General features: G+C 57.5%; 22 protein-coding genes and 1 other RNA gene. 16 read left to right on the plus strand and 7 right to left on the minus strand.

Annotated elements, in window-relative coordinates; all coding sequences use genetic code 11:
• Window positions 1-9: 9 nt before the first annotated feature.
• Window positions 10-1,206, minus strand: coding sequence for a glycosyltransferase (locus tag Q0778_RS15935; protein ID WP_298337526.1), 1,197 nt, complete (start codon window positions 1,204-1,206; stop codon window positions 10-12).
• A gap of 87 nt (window positions 1,207-1,293) precedes the next feature.
• Window positions 1,294-1,890, minus strand: coding sequence for a helix-turn-helix transcriptional regulator (locus tag Q0778_RS15940; RefSeq protein ID WP_298337528.1), 597 nt, complete (start codon window positions 1,888-1,890; stop codon window positions 1,294-1,296).
• Between the two features lie 125 nt (window positions 1,891-2,015).
• Between Q0778_RS15940 and Q0778_RS15945 the strand changes: the two genes are divergently transcribed.
• The 3 genes from Q0778_RS15945 to Q0778_RS15955 all read left to right on the plus strand — a co-directional run bounded on the left by Q0778_RS15945 (window position 2,016) and on the right by Q0778_RS15955 (window position 3,629).
• On the plus strand, window positions 2,016-2,498 hold the full coding sequence (locus Q0778_RS15945) for a DUF6456 domain-containing protein (protein ID WP_298337530.1): 483 nt from the start codon (window positions 2,016-2,018) through the stop codon (window positions 2,496-2,498).
• Window positions 2,499-2,536: 38 nt separating this feature from the next.
• Window positions 2,537-2,962 carry a LuxR C-terminal-related transcriptional regulator gene (locus Q0778_RS15950; RefSeq protein ID WP_298337533.1) on the plus strand — a complete coding sequence of 142 codons (426 nt, stop codon included), beginning with the start codon at window positions 2,537-2,539 and terminating at the stop codon, window positions 2,960-2,962.
• Window positions 2,963-3,083: 121 nt separating this feature from the next.
• Window positions 3,084-3,629: a DUF4199 domain-containing protein gene (locus Q0778_RS15955; protein WP_298337536.1), complete on the plus strand. Its 546-nt coding sequence runs from the start codon at window positions 3,084-3,086 to the stop codon at window positions 3,627-3,629.
• Between the two features lie 39 nt (window positions 3,630-3,668).
• On the opposite strand, the gene Q0778_RS15960 is transcribed toward Q0778_RS15955, so the two are convergent.
• Window positions 3,669-4,262, minus strand: coding sequence for a uracil-DNA glycosylase family protein (locus Q0778_RS15960; protein WP_298337539.1), 594 nt, complete (start codon window positions 4,260-4,262; stop codon window positions 3,669-3,671).
• Window positions 4,259-6,076: an ATP-binding cassette domain-containing protein gene (locus Q0778_RS15965; RefSeq protein WP_298337542.1), complete on the minus strand. Its 1,818-nt coding sequence runs from the start codon at window positions 6,074-6,076 to the stop codon at window positions 4,259-4,261. The genes Q0778_RS15960 and Q0778_RS15965 overlap by 4 nt, the downstream gene beginning before the upstream one ends.
• A gap of 100 nt (window positions 6,077-6,176) precedes the next feature.
• Here Q0778_RS15965 and Q0778_RS15970 point away from each other — a divergent pair, with 100 nt between their 5' ends.
• The 5 genes from Q0778_RS15970 to Q0778_RS15990 all read left to right on the plus strand — a co-directional run bounded on the left by Q0778_RS15970 (window position 6,177) and on the right by Q0778_RS15990 (window position 10,092).
• Window positions 6,177-6,920 (plus strand): SIMPL domain-containing protein, encoded by a 744-nt coding sequence (locus Q0778_RS15970; protein ID WP_298337545.1) that lies wholly within the window; start codon window positions 6,177-6,179, stop codon window positions 6,918-6,920.
• A 79-nt stretch (window positions 6,921-6,999) separates the two neighbouring features.
• Window positions 7,000-7,347: a PepSY domain-containing protein gene (locus tag Q0778_RS15975; protein WP_298337548.1), complete on the plus strand. Its 348-nt coding sequence runs from the start codon at window positions 7,000-7,002 to the stop codon at window positions 7,345-7,347.
• A gap of 126 nt (window positions 7,348-7,473) precedes the next feature.
• Complete coding sequence (locus Q0778_RS15980) at window positions 7,474-8,151, plus strand: response regulator transcription factor (RefSeq protein ID WP_298302535.1); 678 nt, start codon at window positions 7,474-7,476, stop codon at window positions 8,149-8,151.
• Between the two features lie 136 nt (window positions 8,152-8,287).
• Window positions 8,288-9,625, plus strand: a complete 1,338-nt coding sequence (locus Q0778_RS15985) for a HAMP domain-containing sensor histidine kinase (RefSeq protein ID WP_298337729.1) — start codon at window positions 8,288-8,290, stop codon at window positions 9,623-9,625.
• Between the two features lie 59 nt (window positions 9,626-9,684).
• Window positions 9,685-10,092, plus strand: a complete 408-nt coding sequence (locus Q0778_RS15990) for a hypothetical protein (RefSeq protein WP_298337551.1) — start codon at window positions 9,685-9,687, stop codon at window positions 10,090-10,092.
• A 5-nt stretch (window positions 10,093-10,097) separates the two neighbouring features.
• Here the strand turns inward: Q0778_RS15990 and Q0778_RS15995 are convergent, their stop codons facing one another.
• The gene (locus Q0778_RS15995) at window positions 10,098-10,382 is read right to left on the minus strand and encodes a chorismate mutase (RefSeq protein ID WP_298303378.1); all 285 of its coding nucleotides are present in this window, start codon (window positions 10,380-10,382) and stop codon (window positions 10,098-10,100) included.
• Between the two features lie 66 nt (window positions 10,383-10,448).
• Between Q0778_RS15995 and Q0778_RS16000 the strand changes: the two genes are divergently transcribed.
• The 3 genes from Q0778_RS16000 to Q0778_RS16010 are packed head-to-tail and all read left to right on the plus strand — an operon-like array spanning window position 10,449 to window position 14,233.
• A complete protein-coding gene (locus Q0778_RS16000) occupies window positions 10,449-11,459 on the plus strand; it encodes a polyprenyl synthetase family protein (protein ID WP_298302545.1) in 1,011 nt (336 codons plus the stop codon).
• Between the two features lie 19 nt (window positions 11,460-11,478).
• A complete protein-coding gene (hrpB, locus tag Q0778_RS16005) occupies window positions 11,479-13,917 on the plus strand; it encodes an ATP-dependent helicase HrpB (protein WP_298337554.1) in 2,439 nt (812 codons plus the stop codon).
• A 37-nt stretch (window positions 13,918-13,954) separates the two neighbouring features.
• A complete protein-coding gene (locus Q0778_RS16010) occupies window positions 13,955-14,233 on the plus strand; it encodes an ETC complex I subunit (RefSeq protein ID WP_298302551.1) in 279 nt (92 codons plus the stop codon).
• A gap of 14 nt (window positions 14,234-14,247) precedes the next feature.
• Here the strand turns inward: Q0778_RS16010 and Q0778_RS16015 are convergent, their stop codons facing one another.
• On the minus strand, window positions 14,248-14,460 hold the full coding sequence (locus Q0778_RS16015; RefSeq protein WP_298337557.1) for a hypothetical protein: 213 nt from the start codon (window positions 14,458-14,460) through the stop codon (window positions 14,248-14,250).
• Window positions 14,461-14,610: 150 nt separating this feature from the next.
• On the opposite strand from Q0778_RS16015, the gene ffs reads away from it, so the two are divergent.
• From ffs to Q0778_RS16030, 3 genes are all read left to right on the plus strand, one after another.
• Window positions 14,611-14,705: signal recognition particle sRNA small type (gene ffs, locus Q0778_RS16020), an RNA gene on the plus strand.
• 60 nt (window positions 14,706-14,765) lie between these two features.
• The gene (locus tag Q0778_RS16025) at window positions 14,766-16,616 is read left to right on the plus strand and encodes a DNA polymerase III subunit gamma/tau (protein ID WP_298337562.1); all 1,851 of its coding nucleotides are present in this window, start codon (window positions 14,766-14,768) and stop codon (window positions 16,614-16,616) included.
• 17 nt (window positions 16,617-16,633) lie between these two features.
• A complete protein-coding gene (locus Q0778_RS16030; protein ID WP_298337565.1) occupies window positions 16,634-16,975 on the plus strand; it encodes a YbaB/EbfC family nucleoid-associated protein in 342 nt (113 codons plus the stop codon).
• 14 nt (window positions 16,976-16,989) lie between these two features.
• Here the strand turns inward: Q0778_RS16030 and Q0778_RS16035 are convergent, their stop codons facing one another.
• Entirely contained in the window at window positions 16,990-17,427 is a 438-nt protein-coding gene (locus Q0778_RS16035) for a hypothetical protein (protein ID WP_298337568.1), read from the minus strand.
• Window positions 17,428-17,593: 166 nt separating this feature from the next.
• Between Q0778_RS16035 and lon the strand changes: the two genes are divergently transcribed.
• Complete coding sequence (gene lon / locus Q0778_RS16040; protein ID WP_298337571.1) at window positions 17,594-19,990, plus strand: endopeptidase La; 2,397 nt, start codon at window positions 17,594-17,596, stop codon at window positions 19,988-19,990.
• Window positions 19,991-20,239: 249 nt separating this feature from the next.
• Window positions 20,240-20,512: an HU family DNA-binding protein gene (locus tag Q0778_RS16045; protein ID WP_298302570.1), complete on the plus strand. Its 273-nt coding sequence runs from the start codon at window positions 20,240-20,242 to the stop codon at window positions 20,510-20,512.
• Window positions 20,513-20,610: the final 98 nt, after the last annotated feature.

Here is a 20,610-nt window from a genome sequence, read left to right on the forward strand (position 1 = left end):
GCCGTTTGCTCAGTGTTGAGCAGTTAGCGAATCATAGTAGGCGCCAAGCTCAATTGCGTTGGTTTGCCAGCTGAACTTCTCTGCAATTGCGGCCACGGCTGGCCGCATTGGCGGATTGTTCAGCACTGCCAGCACCCCTTTGGCAACGCTATCTGGATCACGATCCACCAGCCGCCCCGCCGTAGCATTGGTGATGATTTCGCGTGCGCCCCCCACATCGCATGTGACGACAGGAGTTCCGCAAGCGAGAGCCTCAACCCATGCGTTGGCGAGACCTTCGTTGGCAGAGGGCAGCACCATAACATCGGCAGCTGAGAGCACTAGCGGGAGCATGTCATGGTCCAGTGACCCAGCGAAGTGCACTCGCTCGCCCACTCCCAAATCACTCGCCAACTCTCGCAAATGCGCCTCGTCATCGCCCTTGCCAACAAGAACCAATTGCGCGCCTTCAATCTGCGCCAGAGCGGCAATCGCAATGTCCTGTCCTTTGCGCTCAATCAGTGCGCCTACGCACACCAGAAGCGGCGCATTGTCCAGGATAGCAAAGCCAAGCTCTGTCCCGAGCTGCGCGCGTAATTGGGTATGAGTGAGAGGGCGAAATCGATCCCGGTCGAGCCCAGTGTAGTGAACCCGGATTTTTTCGCGAGGCATACCGATCGCCGCCATTTCTTCTGCCATCGAGCTGCTTACTGCGAGAAGGCCTTTCGCGCGGTGGGCTGCCTCGACCATTTGCTCGCGCGCAAAATCAAATGTGCCCCAATAGGTGATATCGGACCCACGAGCCTTTAGAGACAGCGGCAGGCCCATCTCCTGCGCGATCCATGCCGCCGCCGGACCATCAGGGAAGAAGAATTGCGCATCGATAAGATCAATCGGTGTCTCTGCGTGAATCTGGCGCGCAAGCGGCAGAGCGGCCTTTGCTATCGCTGAAGCATTTCGCCGCGCACCGACAGCCGGGACCAGTGTAAAGCGCGGTCGGTAAACGGTCACGCCATTCTCTTCGTTTTTCGTCGGCAGTTTGGCCAGCGCCCTGTATCGGCCGATAGCTACCGGCGGTAGTCCAATCGGATTGACTACGCTCACCCGCCAATCACCGCGCTCTGCGCCGCGTTTCGCAAGAGCTTCCATCGAGCGCGCCACAAACGTCCCAAAACGCGGGTTCACCGCGTTGGGATAGAGCGTGCTGATGGAAAGAACGTGTTTCACTAGGATGGCTTCTCCAGTTCGTACATCGCCAAAATTAGCTGACGAGAATTAACGCAACTTGATTAACGCGGTTTCCGCAAAAGCGTTTCAAAGCGGACGTACCAACATGCAGACAACCGCGATCCAGTCTGGATTGTCGATCACCTGCTGCTTTTGACCAGCCTGTGCGGGCAATATCGCCACCAACGGTCCTTTGCGGTCGATCAGCCGCCCAAAGGCGAAGCGACCACCGGGGCGGGGTACCAGACAATCGCGGTTCATAGCGGCAAGGAAGTCCTTATCCTTCGCGCTCCAGGCATCCAACTGCCTCAGCCAAACTGTGTCGCCTGGCCGATACTCTCCCACCGGGGAGGTCACCTCAAGCACTAACATAGGCTCATCGCCCTCTTGTGCAGCCATCTCGCTAGGCAAGATCGCATCGCGCGGAGCCTTTAGCGCTTCCAGGTCAGAAAGGCCAAGCTCAGCAATAACTTGCGCGCGCGGGGCATTGTCAGACCGAACCAACACCTCTGGATCGACCCTTAAAGCTGTGCCAATCCGATCCATCCATTTGGTGGAGAGATTGCGCATTCCCGTCTCGAGGCGACCGATTGTCTGCGCGGTTGTGGGCGGCTCGCAGGATGCGCCGAGGTCAGCCAGCGTCATTCCCTTCGCTTTCCTAATCTCGCGGATGCGGTTGATCATGGTGGACTCCAGTTCGATTGACGGATTTCGCAAAAATAACCAATTTGGCAATTTGCGCTTTCCTACATCACCGTAATCGATGCAACTCTTCATTTCGTCGCTGTGGTGACAAAGGGAGATTATTCATGCGCAAACTGGCTGAACGCGAACTTACATCCGAAGGCCCCAAGCGGGCGATCGGTGCCAAAGGTACGCATCGAAGCGTCACGGTTAATCTGGGCGAGTCGCCGATTGCCTGGCTGCACTCGCGCGGACATTTGTCCGATCGATTGTTCGATGCCGGAGAGGCCCTGCGCGCCGATTATGAGCGCGCGCAGCTCTCTCCAAACCTTACAATGCGTTGGGACCCGGTACGGATTAAAACCGGCAATTATGGAAGCAGCGAGGCGGGACTGTCTCCGAGCGAAAAGCAGGTTGCCGCCAAGCAGCGCTTCGACGGCGCTCTCGCCGAAGCGGGAAAGGGTTTGGAAGACGTGCTTTGGCGCGTGGTTTGCGCCGGCGAGGGGGTGCCGCAGGCGGAGAAAGCTCTGGGCTGGCCGGCGCGAAGTGGAAAGCTGGTCTTGCAATTGGCGCTCGAACGCGTGGCTGATTACTATCGTACCCGCTGATCTGGATCATTCGTACCGCTTCTGGCATCCTGAGAGCGATGGCCGGGAACACCTTCAAATACGCGTTGCTTTATGGTTTGCCTCTCGCAGGCCTCGTGTTCGTCTTGCAGTGGATCGAATATCGCTATCTCGTCTTCTCCATGCCGGGTGAGATCTACATTAGCCTTGTAGCTGTGATCTTCATTACGCTTGGCATATGGATGGGAATGCGCCTTACAGCCGCTCCTGCCTCCAGCGAGTTTGAGCCCAATGAAAAAGCGATTCAATCGCTTGGCTTAACCAAACGCGAGTTTGAGATTCTGGGCCACTTGGCCAAAGGTGCAAGCAATAAGGAGATCGCCAGAACGCTTGGCGTGTCTCCCAACACAATCAAGACACATGTCGCCAGTCTATTTCTGAAGCTCGAAGTCTCCGGCCGCGGCAAAGCGGTGGAAGCGGCTCGTGGGCTTTCGCTCATTCCTTGAATCCGCCTCATCAGTCAGGGGGATTTGACGAAAATCACCCGTTTGGGTGATGGCTTTACCTGTGAAATTGGTTTCATCCAGGCGAGCTCTTATGGTGGGCAGGATAAGGGGAGACTTACATATGTTTCGCTATGCAATGATTTACGGCGGGATCATCGGAGTGGTGGTTATCGCGCTGATGGCTTCCACGCTTTTTATCTTTGGGCCCAATGAAGTAGGCAGCTCAGAAGTTGCGGGCTATGCGTTCATGATCGCGGTGCTCAGCCTCGTCTTTATCGGGATCAAAAGATACCGCGACGTTGAGCACGGTGGTGTAATCAAGTTCACGCAAGGTGCGCTGATCGGTATTGGGATCGCTGCGGTGGCCGCCATATTCTACACGCTCAGCTGGGAAGGCGTGCTCTATGCGACGGACTTCGCCTTTGTCGAAAACTACGGTCAAAGCCAGATCGATATGATCAAAGCTGAAGGGCTGGATGCGACCACCGAAGCTGCGCGCATTGCCGAAACGCAGGAGTCGATGGCCTCCTATCGGGACAATCCGTTTTTCCGCCTGCCCATTACTTTCATCGAGATTTTTCCCGTTGGGTTTGTGGTGGCGCTCATTTCAGCGGCCATCTTGCGCAGCCCCAAGGTTTTACCAGCCCGAGGAACGGCCAAGACGTAAATTGTACTCATGAGCAAGGCGGTGCCTGCATCGCCTTGCTTAGATTTGCGCAACCCGCTGTCTTAGCGCGGGCAGCACTTCTTCCTCGTACCAAGGATTGCGCTTCATCCACATGCGGACGCGCCATGAAGGATGGGGCAAGGGGATCACCGGGCCAAGCGCCTCGCTTTGGTGTTGACCCTGGCGCACTCGCTCGGTCAGCGAGAGTTTCTTGGCTTGCGGCAGATATTGGGCTTGAGCAAAGGTTCCAACTAATAGGGTAAGGCGACCCCTTGGTAGTTTGCCAAGAATGCGATCATGCCACGCGGGTGCGCATTCTTTTCGGGGCGGGGCATCTCCACCTTTCGTTTTCCCCGGGTAGCAAAAACCCATCGGCATCAATGCGACTTTGTTTGGATCGTAGAACGCCTCTTCCTCAAGCCCTAACCAATCGCGCAGCCGATCACCGCTGTCATCGTCCCATGGAACACCGCTGGCGTGAACCTTGGTCCCAGGTGCTTGGCCGATGATCAGGATGCGCGACCGCGAAGAGAACTGGACTATGGGGCGCGGACCGAGCGGCAAATGTGTTGAGCAAATGGTGCAGGTTTTGATTTCCGCGTGAAGGCTTTCGGTGCTCGGGCAACCGCTCATCCTTCGACCCGCTCTGCCAAATCAAGCCAGCGCTCTTCGGCTGCGTCTTTTTCGCGGCGCGCGTTCTCCAGTCCCTTCGAGATATTGGCAAAACGCTTTGGATCGCTGGTGAAGAGGTCGGGGTCGGCCAAGATGGTTTCCCCCCTTGTGATTGCGGCCTCAAGCTCTTCGATACGGTCTGGGAGCAGCTCGTAGTCGCGCTGATCCTTGTAGGAAAGTTTGTCGGGTGACTTGGGCTGGGTTGCCGCCGGCTTTTGCGAAAGCTCGGCGCGTGGTGTCTTGGTCTTGCCCACGACTGGTTTGCGCCGCTTGGCCTCCCAATCCTGATAACCGCCTGCCACGATATCCACCCGCCCCGATCCATCAAGGCCAAGCGTCACGGTCACAGTCTTATCGAGAAAATCGCGGTCGTGACTAACGATCAGGACGGTGCCGTCAAAGTCAGCGATGACCTCTTGGAGAAGGTCCAAAGTCTCAAGGTCCAGGTCGTTCGTCGGCTCGTCGAGGACAAGCAGATTGGCGGTGCGAGCAAATTCACGCGCCAAAAGGAGACGCGAACGTTCTCCACCCGACAAAATACCGACCTTGGTGTCGACAATCTTGGGATCGAACAGAAAGTCTTTGAGATACGCCTGAACGTGTTTGCGAGTGCCCCGTACATCAATCCAGTCGCCGCCCTCGGCCAGAATGTCGCGCACGCTCATATTGGGTTCGAGCAAGCGGCGCTGCTGGTCGATCATCACCCCTGTAAGGGTGCGGGCGTGGCTGATGCTACCGCTGTCAGGCTCGATCTCCTTGGTGAGGAGCTTCAATAGTGTGGTCTTACCTGCGCCATTTGCGCCCACAATGCCGATCCGATCCCCGTTTTGGATGCGGAGGGTGAAGGGCTTGATCACCGAGCGGTCATCGTAGGATTTGGAGATATCTTCGGCGACAATAACCGATTTGGATTTAAACTCTTCATCATTGGCAAGCTTCAGCTTGGCCGATCCGGTGTCGGAAATCATCGCAGCACGGGCGGCGCGCATCTGGTGAAGCTTTTCAAGCCGGCCCTGATTGCGCTTTCGCCGCGCCGTGACACCGCGCTCCAACCAATGCGCCTCAATCTTCAGCTTCGCATCCATGCGTTCAGCGGCGCGCGCTTCCTCGGCATAGACCTGTTCCTCCCACGCTTCGTACCCGCCAAAGCCCACTTCCTTGCGGCGCAAAGTCCCCCGGTCGAGCCACAGGGTTGCACGGGTCAGGCGTTTAAGGAACGTCCGGTCGTGGCTGATGGTGATGAACGCACCCTTGTAACGTTTGAGCCAATCTTCGAGCCAATCAATCGCGCTCAGGTCCAAGTGGTTTGTCGGTTCATCAAGGAGCAGCAGGTCGGGGTCTTGCGCTAGGGCGCGAGCAATCGCAGCGCGGCGTTTCTCGCCCCCGCTTGCCGTGGCTGCATCAGTAGCCATGTCGATGCCAAGCTGTCCGGCAATCGCCTCCACTTCGTGCGCGGCTGGCGCATCATCACCTGCAAGCGCGAAGTCCATAAGCGTATCAAAGACACCAAAGTCAGGCTCCTGTTCAAGGAACACGATGCGTGTGCCGGGCTTAACTCGGCGCGTTCCGCGGTCGGCTTCGATGCGGTCTTCGATAAGCTTGAGGAGTGTGGTCTTGCCTGCCCCATTTCTCCCGATCAGTGCGAGGCGGTCTCCGGGAAGGATGTGCAGATCAATAGGCTCCGCACCTTCGCCCGGTTGTGGTCCGCCGAAAAGCCAGCGACCGCCTTGTTGCAGGGAAAGACCTTCCCAAGAGAGGATTGGTGGTTGTGCCATGGGTTTTCGCAAGTAGGGGCTTGCATCAAGCCTGCCAAGTCGGTTCACTGCGCGCTCAGGCAGAAAGCTCTATCAAGCTCTGCAATAGGGAGGTTTTTTCATGATCCGCCACACACTTGCGCTTGTCGCAGCCACAATGCTCGTCGCACCCATTTCCGCATCTGCTCAGCAGGTCCAAATCGAGGCCAATGGGCCGGTCATCGAGCTTTCAGTGTTCGAAAGCGTGACCGCTGAACCTGATCTGGTGACGATTGGCGCAGGAGTTACTAGCCAAGCCCGCACCGCCGTAGAGGCGATGCGCCTCAATGCGCGCGAGATGCAGAGTGTGATCGACCAAGTCCGAGCGTTGGGTGTGCCCGATACAGACATTCAGACGACCGGCATCAGCTTGAATGCGCAATATGACTATGATCGCGCCAACCAACGGCAGGTGTTTCGCGGTTATCAGGTATCCAACCGCGTGAGCGTCAAACTGCGCGATGTGCAGGCAACCGGCGCGGCACTTGACGCTCTGGTGATGGCGGGGGCTACCGATCTGTCTGGCCCGTCATTCAGCATCGAAGACGATACACAGGCCAAGGCGACGGCGCGAGAACGCGCGATCAAACGCGCGCAGCAACGCGCGGAAGCCTATGCCACCATGTTCGGCTACGACGGGATCAAAGTCCTCTCGGTCAGCGAGAGCATCCGAGGCCGCGGACCATCAGGTCCCATAGCGCAGCGGTCGGTTGCTGAGTCAGCCGCCGTTGCCACAGCCCCAGTCCAACCCGGCCAGGTGAGCACGGGTGTTAGCCTCTCGATCAAGTATGAAATGATCCACATTGGCGGCTCGGAAGCTGAATAGATTCGTTACTTGTCTGAACACGGCAAAGACCGCGCATTCAGTACTTGTTCAACGCTGGTGAGCTAGGCATGTAGCTACGATGACAACACGTCGCTTTCTTCTTGCCGGTATGGCCGGTGCCGCCCTCACGGTGATGCTAGGCGCGGGCTCTGCCACGTCGGTGGTGGCCGCGGGTGTAGCTGCGCAAGAACAATCTCGCTCTGACCAAGGCACGGCGCGCCGCGAAATGCGTGCTGGCAACCAGTTGTCGCTGAGCGAGATTGAAGACCGGATCGTGCCACGAATGAAGCGCGGTGGTGCCGAATATCTCGGTCCCTCTTACGATAGCACGGCGCGCGCCTATCGGCTCAAATTCATCCGCAATGGCCGGGTTAGCTATGTCGATGTCGATGCCCGCACGGGCCGCATCATAAGTCGCTCTAGGTAGAGAGGCGGATAACCCAATCATGAACCCTTGGGTCACGAACGGTGCATTGCACGTCGAAGCTTGCTTGACGTTGGGCACGCAAACGCTCACTTCCTCTTGGGTCTACTCACGCAAAAATGGTGGAATATGCGCATCCTGATCGTCGAAGACGAACCCACGCTGGGCCAACAACTCAAATCGACGCTTGAGCAAAATGGCTATGCGGTTGACCTGTCAACCGATGGCGAAGACGGGCACTTCCTTGGCAGCACTGAGGACTACGATGCTTGTATCCTCGATCTCGGTTTGCCAGAGATTGACGGCCTTTCGGTGCTCGGCATGTGGCGCAAAGAGGGCCGGACTTTCCCTGTTCTGGTTTTGACAGCGCGGGACAGCTGGTCCGATAAGGTTGCCGGTCTCGACGCGGGAGCGGATGACTATCTCGCCAAGCCTTTCCAGACCGAAGAACTGATTGCTCGATTGCGTGCGCTTATCCGCCGCGCCTCTGGCAATACCTCATCGGAGCTCACCGCGGGCCAAGTGCGGCTGGACACGCGCTCTGGCCGCGTAACTCTCGATGGAGAGCCGGTCAAACTGACCGCTCAGGAGTACAAGCTCCTCTCCTACCTCATGCACCACAAGGGCAAGGTTGTGAGCCGCACAGAGCTCATCGAGCATATTTACGACCAGGATTTTGATCGCGATTCCAATACGATCGAAGTCTTCGTCACCCGCATCCGCAAAAAACTCGGTAGTGAGGTAATCACAACCATCCGTGGCCTTGGTTACAGCCTCGACGACCCAGCAGACGCACCAAGAGCCTAAGGGTTCGCGCAAGTCTGAGCGTGATGTCTCGCCCAAGAAGGGTGCGCAAGCGCCTGACCCTGAGGTAGAATCCGGAGCACAGGCCGAAGCGGCACAGGCTGCTGTTCCCACTCCTCGCGCCAGTCTTGCGCGGCGGATGGGGCTGATTGCTGCGGGCTGGATCATAGTGCTACTCTTGGGCGGTGGGATAGCCTTGGAGCGCACGCTCACCCGCCAGGTTGTTGCCAATTTTGACGAGCAGCTCGACTATCAGCTTACCTCGATGATCGCCTCGGCGGAAATCGATAGTTTTGGCGAGGTCTGGTTCTACCGCACGCTGGGGGATCAGCGTTTCTTGGAACCCGGAAGCGGGCTCTACTGGCAAATCAGCGGGGAGGGATTTGAGCCGTACCCCTCTCGCAGCCTCTGGGACCGCACGCTCGAACTGCAGGTCGGTGGCAGCATTCGCGGCGCGGACCCCGAGAGCTTCGACAGCGAAGTCAGTATCTACAACTCCGGACAATTCGAGGGTGAGCCTCTGCGCATTGCCGAGCGTACGGTGATTTTGCCGGGAAGCGAGACTCGCTGGACCTTTGCCGTGGCCAGCGCAACCGAGCAGATCGACAATCAGATTCAGCAAGTCCGGCTGATTCTCACTTGGAGTTTCGCTGTGCTGGGCCTTGGCCTTATCGTCATGGCACTCTTGCAGATCCGATATGGGCTCTCGCCGCTTCGCCGGGTCAGGGCAGCGATCCAGAAGCTGCGCACAACGGGCGAAAACCGCATCACCGAGCCGCTCCCTGCTGAGGTGGAGCCTCTGGTCGATGAAGTCAATGCGCTGCTCGATCATACTGAGCGTCAGGCAGAAGAAGCGCGCACCCATGCGGGCAACCTGGCGCATGCTCTGAAAACACCATTGACCGTACTCACCAATGCGGCGACCGCGCGCGATCCCAATCTCAACGAGGCGGTGTTCCGCGAAACGCGAACGATGCAGCGCCATGTGGACCACCACCTTGCAAGAGCCCGCGCTGTCGGCAGGCGCGCCGTTGGGCAGGCCCGGAGCGATTTGAGGGCAAGCGCAGAAGCCGTGCGGCGCGCGGTTGAGCGGCTCTACCCCAATGGCCGATTGGACATAGCTGGCGGCAAGCAAGCCAAGGTTTCCATCGAGCGGCAGGACTTGGATGAAATCCTGGGCAACCTGATTGAAAACGCGGCGAAATATGGCGGCGGTAGTGTGTTTGTTACACTCGACAACGAACCCGATAGCAAGCAGTGTATCATTTGGGTGGAGGACGATGGCACTGGCATCCCACAGGAAGAACGCGACCGCATTTTCGTCCGCGGCGCGCGCCTTGACACTGGCAAACCCGGTACCGGCCTTGGCCTTGCGATTGTGCGCGATGTCGCGGAGATATACGGCGGTTCGGTAACGCTGGGCGAAAGCGAAGACTTGGGCGGGTTGCTGGTCGAACTCAGCCTGCCGAGGGCATAATTCAGCCTCGGTTCAATCTGAAAAGCTGATCTCTTCGCTCACATAAGGGAGGCAGATTAATGCAAATCGCAAGATTGAGTGTATTCTTGGCAGGTGGCCTTTTGTTGACCGGATGCGCGGCATCGGTGGATTCAGAGGAACGCACTGTATTCTACAATCCATACGCTCCACCTGAACTTGCGAACGGCCCCGTTGGCCCAGAGTATTGCGATGGGTGCTCTGGCGAAGAGTGGCTTCCGGGTCTCGTTTACCCCGGCGAAGGCAACATCGCTTATGATCGGGAGGGCAAGCGGGTACCGCTCTCACGGCTCGAGAGGCTCATTTTGCAAGAGCGTGCCGAACGGATTGAAGCAGCCGCGGAACAGGTTCACAGGGCCGAAGAGATTAGGAACCAGTTTGATCGTTCATCGGCATTTTCGCTACCCAATGGAATTCCGTCTGGCGTGAGGTCATCTGATTCCAATTAACGAGCTTAGCCCTCGCGCGCCTTTTCATGGTGTCGGATAACTTCATCGATAATGAAACGCAGGAATTTCTCGCTGAACTCCGGGTCCAAATCCGCTTCTTCAGAAAGCTTGCGTAGCCGGGCGATTTGACGTTCTTCTCGCGCTGGATCGGCAGGCGGAAGCGTGGCTTTGGCTTTATATTCGCCCACGGCCTGCGTAATGCGAAAGCGCTCGGCCAGCATGTGAATGAGCGCGGCATCGATATTGTCGATACTTCTGCGGAACTTTGCGAGTTGAAGATCATCAGCCATATGTTGCAAACCTAACATCAATTCAGCGCTTGCCAAGCGGCTCGCGCAGCCCGTAAGGCCCCTCACATGACCGCAGATGTCATTCCTCTTCCGCGCAAACAGCCAACGCTTGAGCCTATGCTGTCGCTAACCGCGAACGGCATGAATTCAGTCAACACCGTGATCCTTGAACGGATGCAGAGCGAGATTCCGCTGATACCACGGCTGGCTGGGCATCTTATCTCTGGCGGAGGAAAGCGCCTTCGCCCGATGCTGACGCTGGCTGGTGCAGAGCTGGTTGGTTATCAAGGCACACGTCATCATAAGCTTGCCGCAGCAGTTGAGTTCATCCACACCGCCACGCTTCTCCACGACGACGTCGTCGATGGCAGCGAGCTGAGGCGCGGTAAGGCTGCTGCCAATATCATCTTCGGCAACCCGGCAACCGTTCTGGTTGGTGATTTTCTGTTCAGCCGCGCGTTTGAATTGATGACTGAGGATGGTAGCTTGAAGGTTCTCAAGATTCTCAGCCATGCCTCCGCAGTGATTGCTGAAGGCGAGGTCTCTCAGCTGACTGCACAGCGCCAGATCGAAACCAGCGAAGAGCGCTATCTCCATATTATCGGTGCGAAAACCGCCGCCCTGTTTGCGGCGGCCAGTCAGATCAGCGCAGTGGTCGCCGAGTGTAGCGAGGATGAAGAACGCGCTCTTGAAGAGTACGGCCGCAATCTCGGCGTTGCTTTCCAGCTGGTTGACGATGCGATCGACTACGATTCGGACGCAGCCGAGATGGGCAAGGATCAGGGCGACGACTTCCGCGAGGGCAAGATGACCCTGCCAGTGATCCTGGCCCATGCACGCGGGAATGCGGAAGAGCGCAAGTTCTGGAAGGATGCGATCCTTGGCCACCGCACTTCGGATGAAGACCTTGACGAAGCTATCCGGCTTATCGGAAAGCACAACGCGCTCGACGACACGCGCGAGAAAGCGCGGCACTTCGCTCAGCGCGCAATCGATGCGATCTCAATATTCCCGGACAGCAAAGCGCGTGCCGCTATGGGTGAAGCGGCGCAATTTGCTGTCGCCCGTGGGTACTGACCGCGCTAGTTGAACGGGCGTGACGCCTGATCTTCCCATCCATGCAGTGTTGCCCGACGTTCGAGAGGCTTTGTCGTGTCAAGGCGCTGCCGTTCTGATCGCGCCTCCCGGTGCGGGCAAGACCACGGCCGTTGCGCCCGACTTGCTCAGCCAAGACTGGTGTAGTGGCCAGATCATCCTGACCTCACCTCGTCGGGTGGCCGCGCGGGCGGCCGCCGAGCGAATCGCGCAGATGCTGGGCGAGAAGCCGGGTGAGACGATTGGTTATATGACCCGCCTCGATAGTAAGGTGTCTGCCAAGACCCGCGTGCTCGTGGTGACTGAGGCAATATTGGTCAATCGGCTGGTCGAGGACCCTGAGCTTGCCGGCGTTTCCGCCGTGCTATTTGATGAAGCGCATGAGCGGCATCTGGACAGCGACCTGGGGTTGGCGTTGGCACTTGAGACCCGCGAAGTCTTGCGTGAAGATTTGCGCGTCTTGGTGATGTCAGCAACCATCGACGGGGCGAGGTTTGCAAATTTGCTGGGCGATAATGCTGTCGTGATCGAAAGCGAAGGGCGCAGCTATCCGCTGGCAATCAAATGGCTGGGCAGTGATCCTAATGCGCGGGTAGAGGACCAAGTGACACAAGGTGTGATGACCGCATGGCGAGATGGCGCTGAGGGTGAAGGCGGCGATATTCTTGCCTTTCTACCCGGCGTAAGTGAGATCCAACGCACCCGAGAACGGCTTGAATCAAAGCTCCCCAGCGTCCCCGTTTTGCCGCTTCACGGTCAAGTTGAACCCGCAGCTCAGCGCGCAGCGATCCGGCGCGATCCACAGGGACGCAGGCGCATTGTCTTGGCTACTTCGATAGCGGAGACTTCGCTCACCCTCGAAGGTGTCAGTATGGTGGTCGATAGCGGCTTGGCTCGCCTGGCTGAATACGATCGAGCGGCGGGCACAACGCATCTCGTCACCCGGCGAGCGTCCCAAGCGGCTGCGGCGCAGAGGGCTGGACGTGCGGCACGACAAGGGCCGGGCACAGCCTATCGCTTGTGGGAAGAAGCCGGGCACTTGGGCTTGCCCGAGTTTTCACTCCCGGAGATTGAGACCGCTGATCTCACGTCATCGGTGCTTAAGCTTGCCAAATGGGGATCGAGTGATCCGACAAATTTGCGCTGGATTGACCCACCGCCTGTTGCGTCGGTGGCTGCTGCGGTGACAACTTTGACCAGACTTGGAGCGCTTGATGCGGATGGACGGATCACCCTCTGGGGTGAGGCCATTGCCGGAATGCCGATGGCACCGGATCATGCTTCTTGCGTGCTGAATGGAGCGAAGGCTGGATGTGCGGAGGAGGCTTCGCGGTTGGCGATGCTGCTTCAAGAACGCGGGTTGGGCGGCCGCAGTGAGGATTTGACGCAGCGGGTATCGCGATGGAGCGGCGAAAAGGGAAAGCGAGCCACGAGTGCCGCGCGCATCGCCTCCGGCTGGGCCAAATCTGCGGCAAAGCTTATCAAAGGCAGCGAAGATATCGACCGTGATGCAGCGGAGTGCTTGGCTCTTGCGCGGCCTGACTTTGTAGCGCGTCGACGTGATCCTTCGGGTGAGCACTGGCTGAGCGCCGGGGGAAGAGGATTTCAGCTCGATCCAGATTCTCCGCTCGTGCGGGCCGATTGGATTGTGATCGGCGATGCGCAAGGCCAAGCAAAAGGCGCACGGATCACGGCGGCAGCAGAGCTTCCGCAAAGCAGCATCGAGGCGATTTTTGCGGACGAGCTTCAGGAGCGGACCGCGATCCGCTGGAACTCTGAAAAGAAGCGGGCCGAAGCGAGGCGGGAAAGGCGACTGGGTGCGATAGTGCTTTCAAGCGGGCCTGATCCCGATCCTGACCCACAAGCGTTTGTGGACATACTTGTGGAGAATGCTCTGGATGATCTGGGGGCAATTTTCCCGGTAGGGTTCCTCGCAAGGGCGCGATTTGCCGGGGTGGAGGTCCTTTCGCCCAAGAATCTTCAGGCTCAGGCGGGAATCTGGCTTGCACCGCTTCTCGCCGGGCGCAGGGATTTGAGTATCAAGAGCGCAGACGTGGCCGATGCAGCGTTGGGGTTGTTAGATTGGAATGAGCGCCAACGGCTCGACTCCGAAGCGCCAAATCAGTTCATATCGCCAGCCCAAACCAAGCACGCGATCGATTACGCAGGTGATGATGCACCAAGTGTTGAAGTGCGAGTGCAGGCGCTGTTCGGGCTCGACCAGCATCCGATGATCGGCACCACGCCCCTGCTGCTCAAACTTACCAGCCCCGCGGGTAGACCAATTCAGTCGACGCGCGATTTGCCGGGATTCTGGCGAGGTTCCTGGGCCGATGTCGCCAAGGATATGAAGGGCCGTTATCCAAAACATCGCTGGCCAGAGAAACCATGGGTGGAAATCCCTAGTCTGCGGACCAAAAATGCCTTCAATCGGCGATGATATTGAACTAATGATCCGCTCCACAAAGGGATTAGCCATGACAGCGATTATTTATCAGCAACCCAAGAGTGCTATGCAATCAGGCAAAGCCAAAGTGGACACTTGGATTCTGGAATTTGCGCCAAGCGAAGCGCGCCGTGCAGACCCGCTGATGGGCTGGACGGGAAGCGGTGACACGCAGGTTCAGGTCAAACTGAAATTTGAGACCAAAGAAGCCGCGAAAGCTTATGCCGAGGAGCAGGGCCTTGTGGCGCGAGTTCGGGCAACGCCTCCGAAAGGCCTCAAGCTTCAGGCCTACGCTGACAATTTCCGCTAATCGCTCTGCGCTAATCAGGGAATCAGTGCGAGCTCGCCACGCTCATAGGCCGCGCGGCAATCGCTCGCGTCAGCCAACTCATCCTCCTCCATCAAAGGCGTAGATGTCATGCCGGGGCCCTTAAAGCGTGGATCGTCGCATTCATCGTCATTGGTGAAATCACCGCTGTCTTCGCCAAAGTTGATCGTAGAGACATCCGGTCTTTGAGCGATCTCGTTCTCTGACAAAGGGGAGCGGTCTCCTCCTTCGAAGCTGCAGGCGGCGAGGGGCATAAGGGCGAACAATGAGAGTAAACGTCGCATGGAGTCTAATTACCAGAATCGGATTACTCAGTCCTAAAAGGCTTGAAACTCGCGCACGCATCGGCATATGGGGTCTTGGGAGTCGGGTGGACGTTTGCGTTCGCTCACCGGGTCAGGACCGGAAGGTAGCAGCCCAGGTGAATTGCGACGGGTCGCTCGGCTCCTTTTCCTCATATTTCGGCAATAGATCGCCATGACAAAGTGTGCACAAGCGCCTAGCTTGGTGCGCGATGAGTGATTCCGATCCAGACCTTCCTGAGAATGAAGAGGGAAACGGCCCTAAGGACGAGGGACCAACTGCTGCCGAATTAGAGGCTGCGGGTCAGAACTCAATGTTTGGTGGCGATGATATGGGCCAAGCAACGAACGCACCTGAGCCAGCTCTTGCGCCCAAGCCCGCGGCACCAACGTCCGCTCAGGCACCAAAAGTTGCACCCGCCGAGACCAATCAACCTTACCGCGTTCTTGCACGCAAATATCGCCCACAGACTTTCTCCGAACTGATCGGGCAGGAGCCCATGGTGCGCACTCTCGGTAATGCAATTGAGCGAGATCGGTTGGCACATGCCTTTCTTATGACTGGGGTGAGGGGGGTCGGCAAGACCTCGACCGCGCGCCTTATTGCAAAGGCTCTCAACTGCGTGGGCGAGGATGGGCAGGGTGGGCCCACAATCGATCCTTGCGGCAAGTGCGAATACTGCACTGCCATCGCCGAAGGCCGCCATATCGATGTGATCGAGATGGATGCCGCCTCTCACACCGGCGTTGATGATGTTCGCGAGATCATCGAGCAGGTACGCTATGCAGCGGTCTCTGCACGCTACAAAATCTATATTATCGACGAAGTGCATATGCTCTCTCGCAATGCATTCAACGCGCTGCTGAAGACGCTTGAAGAGCCACCTGCACACGTCAAATTCCTCTTCGCTACCACGGAAGTTGAGAAGCTGCCGGTCACAGTGCTGAGCCGGACGCAGCGCTTTGATCTGCGGCGCATTCCCGCGGAGTTGCTCGCGCAGCATTTTGGCAAGGTTTGCTCCTTGGAAGGCGTAGAGGCCGAAGACGAAGCTTTGAACATCATCGCCGCCGCCGCCGAAGGATCGGTGCGCGATGGTCTTTCGATCCTCGATCAGGCGATTGCCCACGCCGATATGGATGCCAGTATGGGTTCGGGCGGCGGCGTGAGCGCTGAACGCGTGCGCGACATGCTGGGCCTTGCTGACAAGGGAGCGCAGCGGCGGATTCTCTCACATCTTCTGGCGGGTGACGCGAAGGGGCTGCTGGCCGGAGTTGATGAACAGTATGCGCTGGGTGTCGAGCCTCTGGCGCTGATGCGCACTCTGATGGATCTGGTCCACCGGATCACTGTGGCGCAGGTGTCTGGCGGTGAACCTGATGCACCCAGCGAAGAAGAGCGAACTGCTTTGAAAGAGTTTGCTGGGAAGCTGGGCGCCGGTGAACTCCATCGCCTTTGGCAATTGATGCTGAAAGGCCACGATGAAGTGCGCCAAGCGCCCGACCCACTAGTGGCCTTGCAAATGGCGCTTCTGAGGGTGCTTCACGCAAGCGAGCTTCCCGATCCCGGGAAGCTTGCCAGGCGGATCGAAGAATTGGCAGCTAATGGTCCAGCGCCTGCTGCCGCTCCATCTGGTGATGGAACACCTGCTCCGGTCGCAAATGCTCCCGCTAGCTCACTCGATTGGCGAGAATTGGTTGAACGGGTCGATGCAGGCGGACAATTGCGCGTCGCCCAGATGATGCGAGATCGTGTGCGGATTATCGCAATCTCTGACGGAAATCTGGTCTTCGAACAGGCAGACAGTTATTCCGATGACCCTGTGCCCGATATCCGCGATGCCTTGTTCAAGCTCACCGGCAAACGCTGGATGGTAGAACGCGGGACGGGTGAGGCTCAGCCCTCGTTGCGCGAAGCAGCTGAGGCCGAAGCAAAGGCGACACAGGATCGCATTCGCGCCCATCCGCTGGTACAAGCAACGCTTGAAGCTTTCCCCGAAAGTGAGCTGATCGACCCCGAAGATAAGGTGACCCGCACTGCAGGTGCTGGGCGCAATTGGAACTAAGAAGAAGGATTTACCCCATGAAAAGCATGGAAGAAATGATGCAGGCTGCTCAACAGGCAGCGGAAACCATCCAAAAGCAGATGGGCGACATGCAGGTCAAACTCGATGCAATTGAGGTCGAAGGCCAGGCAGGCGGCGGCCTTGTCAAAGTGCGCGCATCGGCCAAGGGGCGCATCCTGAGCGTGGCTATCGACGACAGCCTGATGAAGCCAGAAGAGAAGAACATCGTCGAAGACCTCGTCACGGCCGCCTTCAACGACGCGCGCGACAAGGCTGACCGGGTTTCCGAAGAGCAAATGAAGGAAATGCAGGGCGGCATGGGGCTGCCCCCGGGCTTTAACTTGCCTGGCATGGGGTAAGAGCCGGAGGTTCCCTAGTTGATCTTTCGACCGAAGGCGGGACGACCTGATGGTTTAGGATTTGCCGGAGCTATTGGTGTCGGACTGATCTCATTTGGCGGTGCCTCTGGATCGCGTCTGGCCATGTAACGTGCGAGCGCATCATCCGCATCAAACTCTGTGATCGGATTGGCATGTTCGTACTCGCTATCCGCGAGACGCCGAGCCGGCTGCACTTCTTGGTCGGGACCTTCATCTTTAGTCGGTCCATTTCCGAACTGATCTTGCAGAGCCTTCCAGACGCCGCGGCCTGCTTTTATGAAGCAGTATCCGGCCCCCAAAAGCGCACCGAACGCCAAAAAGTACACTGGCAGTCGATCAGCTGAAGTTGCTCCAAAATCGCCAATACGCTCGATAAAGCGAGAGATGCTCAACAATACGAACCCGCCAATAAGCCATCCGAAGTAATGCACAGTCTTGCTCCTGTCCCGAGCTTGGTAACCAGAGAACGTTAAACGTCGGTTTCCACCTTCCACCGCTAACTCAGGATTCCCATTGCAGGTGCGAGCAGCGCTACCCATATTCCAACAAACATAGCACCGCTCGCTTCGGAATTACGGCGCCCATTGGATCGCAAATATGACTCAAACTTTCCCTCTTCTCCCTCTTCGTGACATTGTCGTTTTCCCCGGAATGGTTGTGCCTCTGTTCGTTGGCCGCGATAAGTCGGTTGCTGCTCTTGAAGCCGCGATGGAGGCGAGCAAGGACATCTTCCTTCTCGCTCAGCTTGATCCGGCTTGTGACGATCCGGAAAGCGACGACCTCTATGACGTAGGCGTGGTCGCTCAGGTGCTTCAGATGCTGAAACTTCCTGATGGCACAGTGCGTGTGCTTGTCGAAGGCACAGAGCGGGCTAAGCTGGTCGCCCTTCGAGAGGAAGACGGCCATGTGCTCTCTGAAGTCGAATTGCTCGAGCCTGAAACGGTCGCAGGCACCGAAGTCACGGCTTTGATGCGGCAAGTGACTGAGCAATTCGGCGAATATGCCAAGCTCAACAAGAAGATGGGCGAGGAAAACAATGTCGATCTGACCGACATTGATGACGCTGGCGAACTTGCGGACACTGTCGCCGCGGCGCTGAGCGCAAAGGTCTCGGACAAGCAATCGCTGTTGACTGAGGCGAGCCCATTCAAGCGGCTGGAACTCGTCATGGCCTTTATGGAGGGCGAGCTTTCGGTGCTTCAGGTCGAGCGCAAGATCCGTGGGCGTGTAAAGCGCCAGATGGAGAAGACCCAGCGCGAATACTATCTCAATGAACAGCTCAAGGCGATTCAGTCCGAGCTGGGCGGCTCGGACGATGGCGAGGGCGACGAGATCGCAGAGCTGACCGAGAAAATCGCCAAGACCAAGCTCTCAAAAGAAGCAAAGACGAAAGCCACCGCCGAGCTGAAAAAGCTCAGGGGCATGCAGCCGATGAGCGCTGAGGCGACGGTCGTACGGAATTATCTTGATGTGTTGCTCGGCCTGCCTTGGGGCAAGAAAAGCCGGGTCAAGAAAGACATTGCGAAGGCGCAAGAGATACTCGATTCAGACCACTATGGTCTTGAGAAGGTCAAAGACCGCATCATCGAATATCTTGCCGTGCAGGCACGCACCAATAAGCTCAAAGGCCCGATTCTGTGCCTCGTTGGCCCACCCGGCGTGGGTAAGACTTCCCTGGGCAAATCCATCGCAAAAGCGACGGGCAGGGAGTTTGTGCGCCAGTCTTTGGGTGGCGTGCGCGATGAGGCTGAAATCCGTGGTCATAGGCGGACCTACATCGGCTCGATGCCGGGCAAGATCGTCAACAATCTGAAGAAGGCAGGGACTTCAAATCCGTTGTTCCTTCTCGATGAGATCGATAAGCTTGGACAAGATTTTCGAGGTGATCCTGCATCGGCCCTTCTTGAGGTGCTCGACCCGGAACAGAATGACAAGTTTCAAGACCACTATCTCGAGCTCGATCTGAACCTTTCTGACATCATGTTCGTCACCACCGCGAACAGTCTGGATCTGCCTCAGCCGTTGCTCGACCGGATGGAGATCATTCGGCTCGAAGGCTATACCGAGGATGAAAAGGTCGAGATTGCGAAGCGGCACTTGATCGAGAAGCAGGTCAAAGCGCATGGGCTTAAGAAAGGCGAGTTTGAGCTCACCGAAGATGGTCTGCGCGATCTGATCCGGTACTACACGCGCGAAGCCGGTGTCCGGACATTGGAACGCGAGATCGCTCGACTAGCGCGAAAGAGCTTGCGCAAGATCCTCGAAAAGGAAGTAAGCTCGATCACGATCACGCCTGAAAACCTTGGTGAGTTTGCGGGTGTACGTAAGTTCAAGCATGGCATGAGCGAAGATGAGCCACAGGTCGGTGCTGTCACAGGTCTCGCCTGGACCAGTGTTGGCGGCGAACTCCTTACAATTGAGAGTGTCACCACGCCGGGCAAGGGCGAGATCAAGACCACCGGCAAGATTGGCGATGTGATGCAGGAAAGCGTTTCCGCTGCTTTCTCATTCGTGAAAGCTCGCGCGCCTCAATACGGCATCAAGCCGTCTCTGTTTCACCGCAAGAATATCCACATCCACCTGCCCGAAGGCGCGGTCCCCAAGGATGGGCCAAGCGCAGGAATCGGCATGGTTACCTCGATTGTCTCCACTCTAACTGGCGCGTCGATCAATCCGGACATTGCGATGACCGGCGAAGTGACGCTACGCGGCCGGGTACTCGCCATTGGCGGTCTTAAGGAAAAGCTTCTCGCGGCCCTGCGTGGCGGCATCACAAAAGTGCTGATCCCTGAGGAAAATGTAAAAGACCTTGCCGAGATACCCGAGAACGTCAAAGAAGGACTCGAGATCGTTCCTGTTGCCCATGTCGATCAGGTGCTGGAACAGGCGCTGATTGATCGGCCGGCGCCGATTGAGTGGACAGAAGCGGACGATCTAGCCTCGCAGCCCGGTTCTCAGGCGCGACCTGGAGGGGAAACCCCAACTGCGCATTGAGGTGCGTGGGGCGAGAGTCGGCTTGGATTGGACAAGGCAGATCCGTTGACGAAATGTCAATGGATTGGCACCGATCATCCTTGCTGTGGGGTCTGGGCATCGGTTCATCGCAAAAGAGCAATTCTGGCCGAATTCACAGGCCAATTCGCCCGATTTGTCTTTGACAGCCCGCCAAAAAGCGGCTCAATTCTGAGCTATCAGGGGGCGATTCACTCTAACCAGTTCAAAAAGAATGAGGGGTACTAACTAATGAACAAAAATGATCTGATCAGCGCAGTCGCTGAGACGAGCGGGCTTTCGAAAAGCGATACGGCAAATGCTGTTGAGGGGGTGTTTGACGCAATCCAGAAAGCTCTTGCTGATGGCGATGAAGTCCGTCTGGTCGGATTTGGCACCTTTGCAGTTGCAAAGCGCAAGGCGTCTATGGGCCGCAACCCTCGCACTGGCGAGCCAATGCCGATCAAGGCTTCTAACCAACCGAAGTTCAAAGCGGGCAAGGGTCTCAAAGACGCAGTCAATTGAGCCATGTGGCGCGTTGGGAGCGCGCCTTTGAAGAATAAAATAGGTTAGACGAAGAATTCAATGGGCCCCGTAAGCGAAATGCTTACGGGGCCTTGCTC

It is taken from the genome of uncultured Erythrobacter sp., from assembly GCF_947502395.1.
Taxonomy (GTDB): domain Bacteria; phylum Pseudomonadota; class Alphaproteobacteria; order Sphingomonadales; family Sphingomonadaceae; genus Erythrobacter.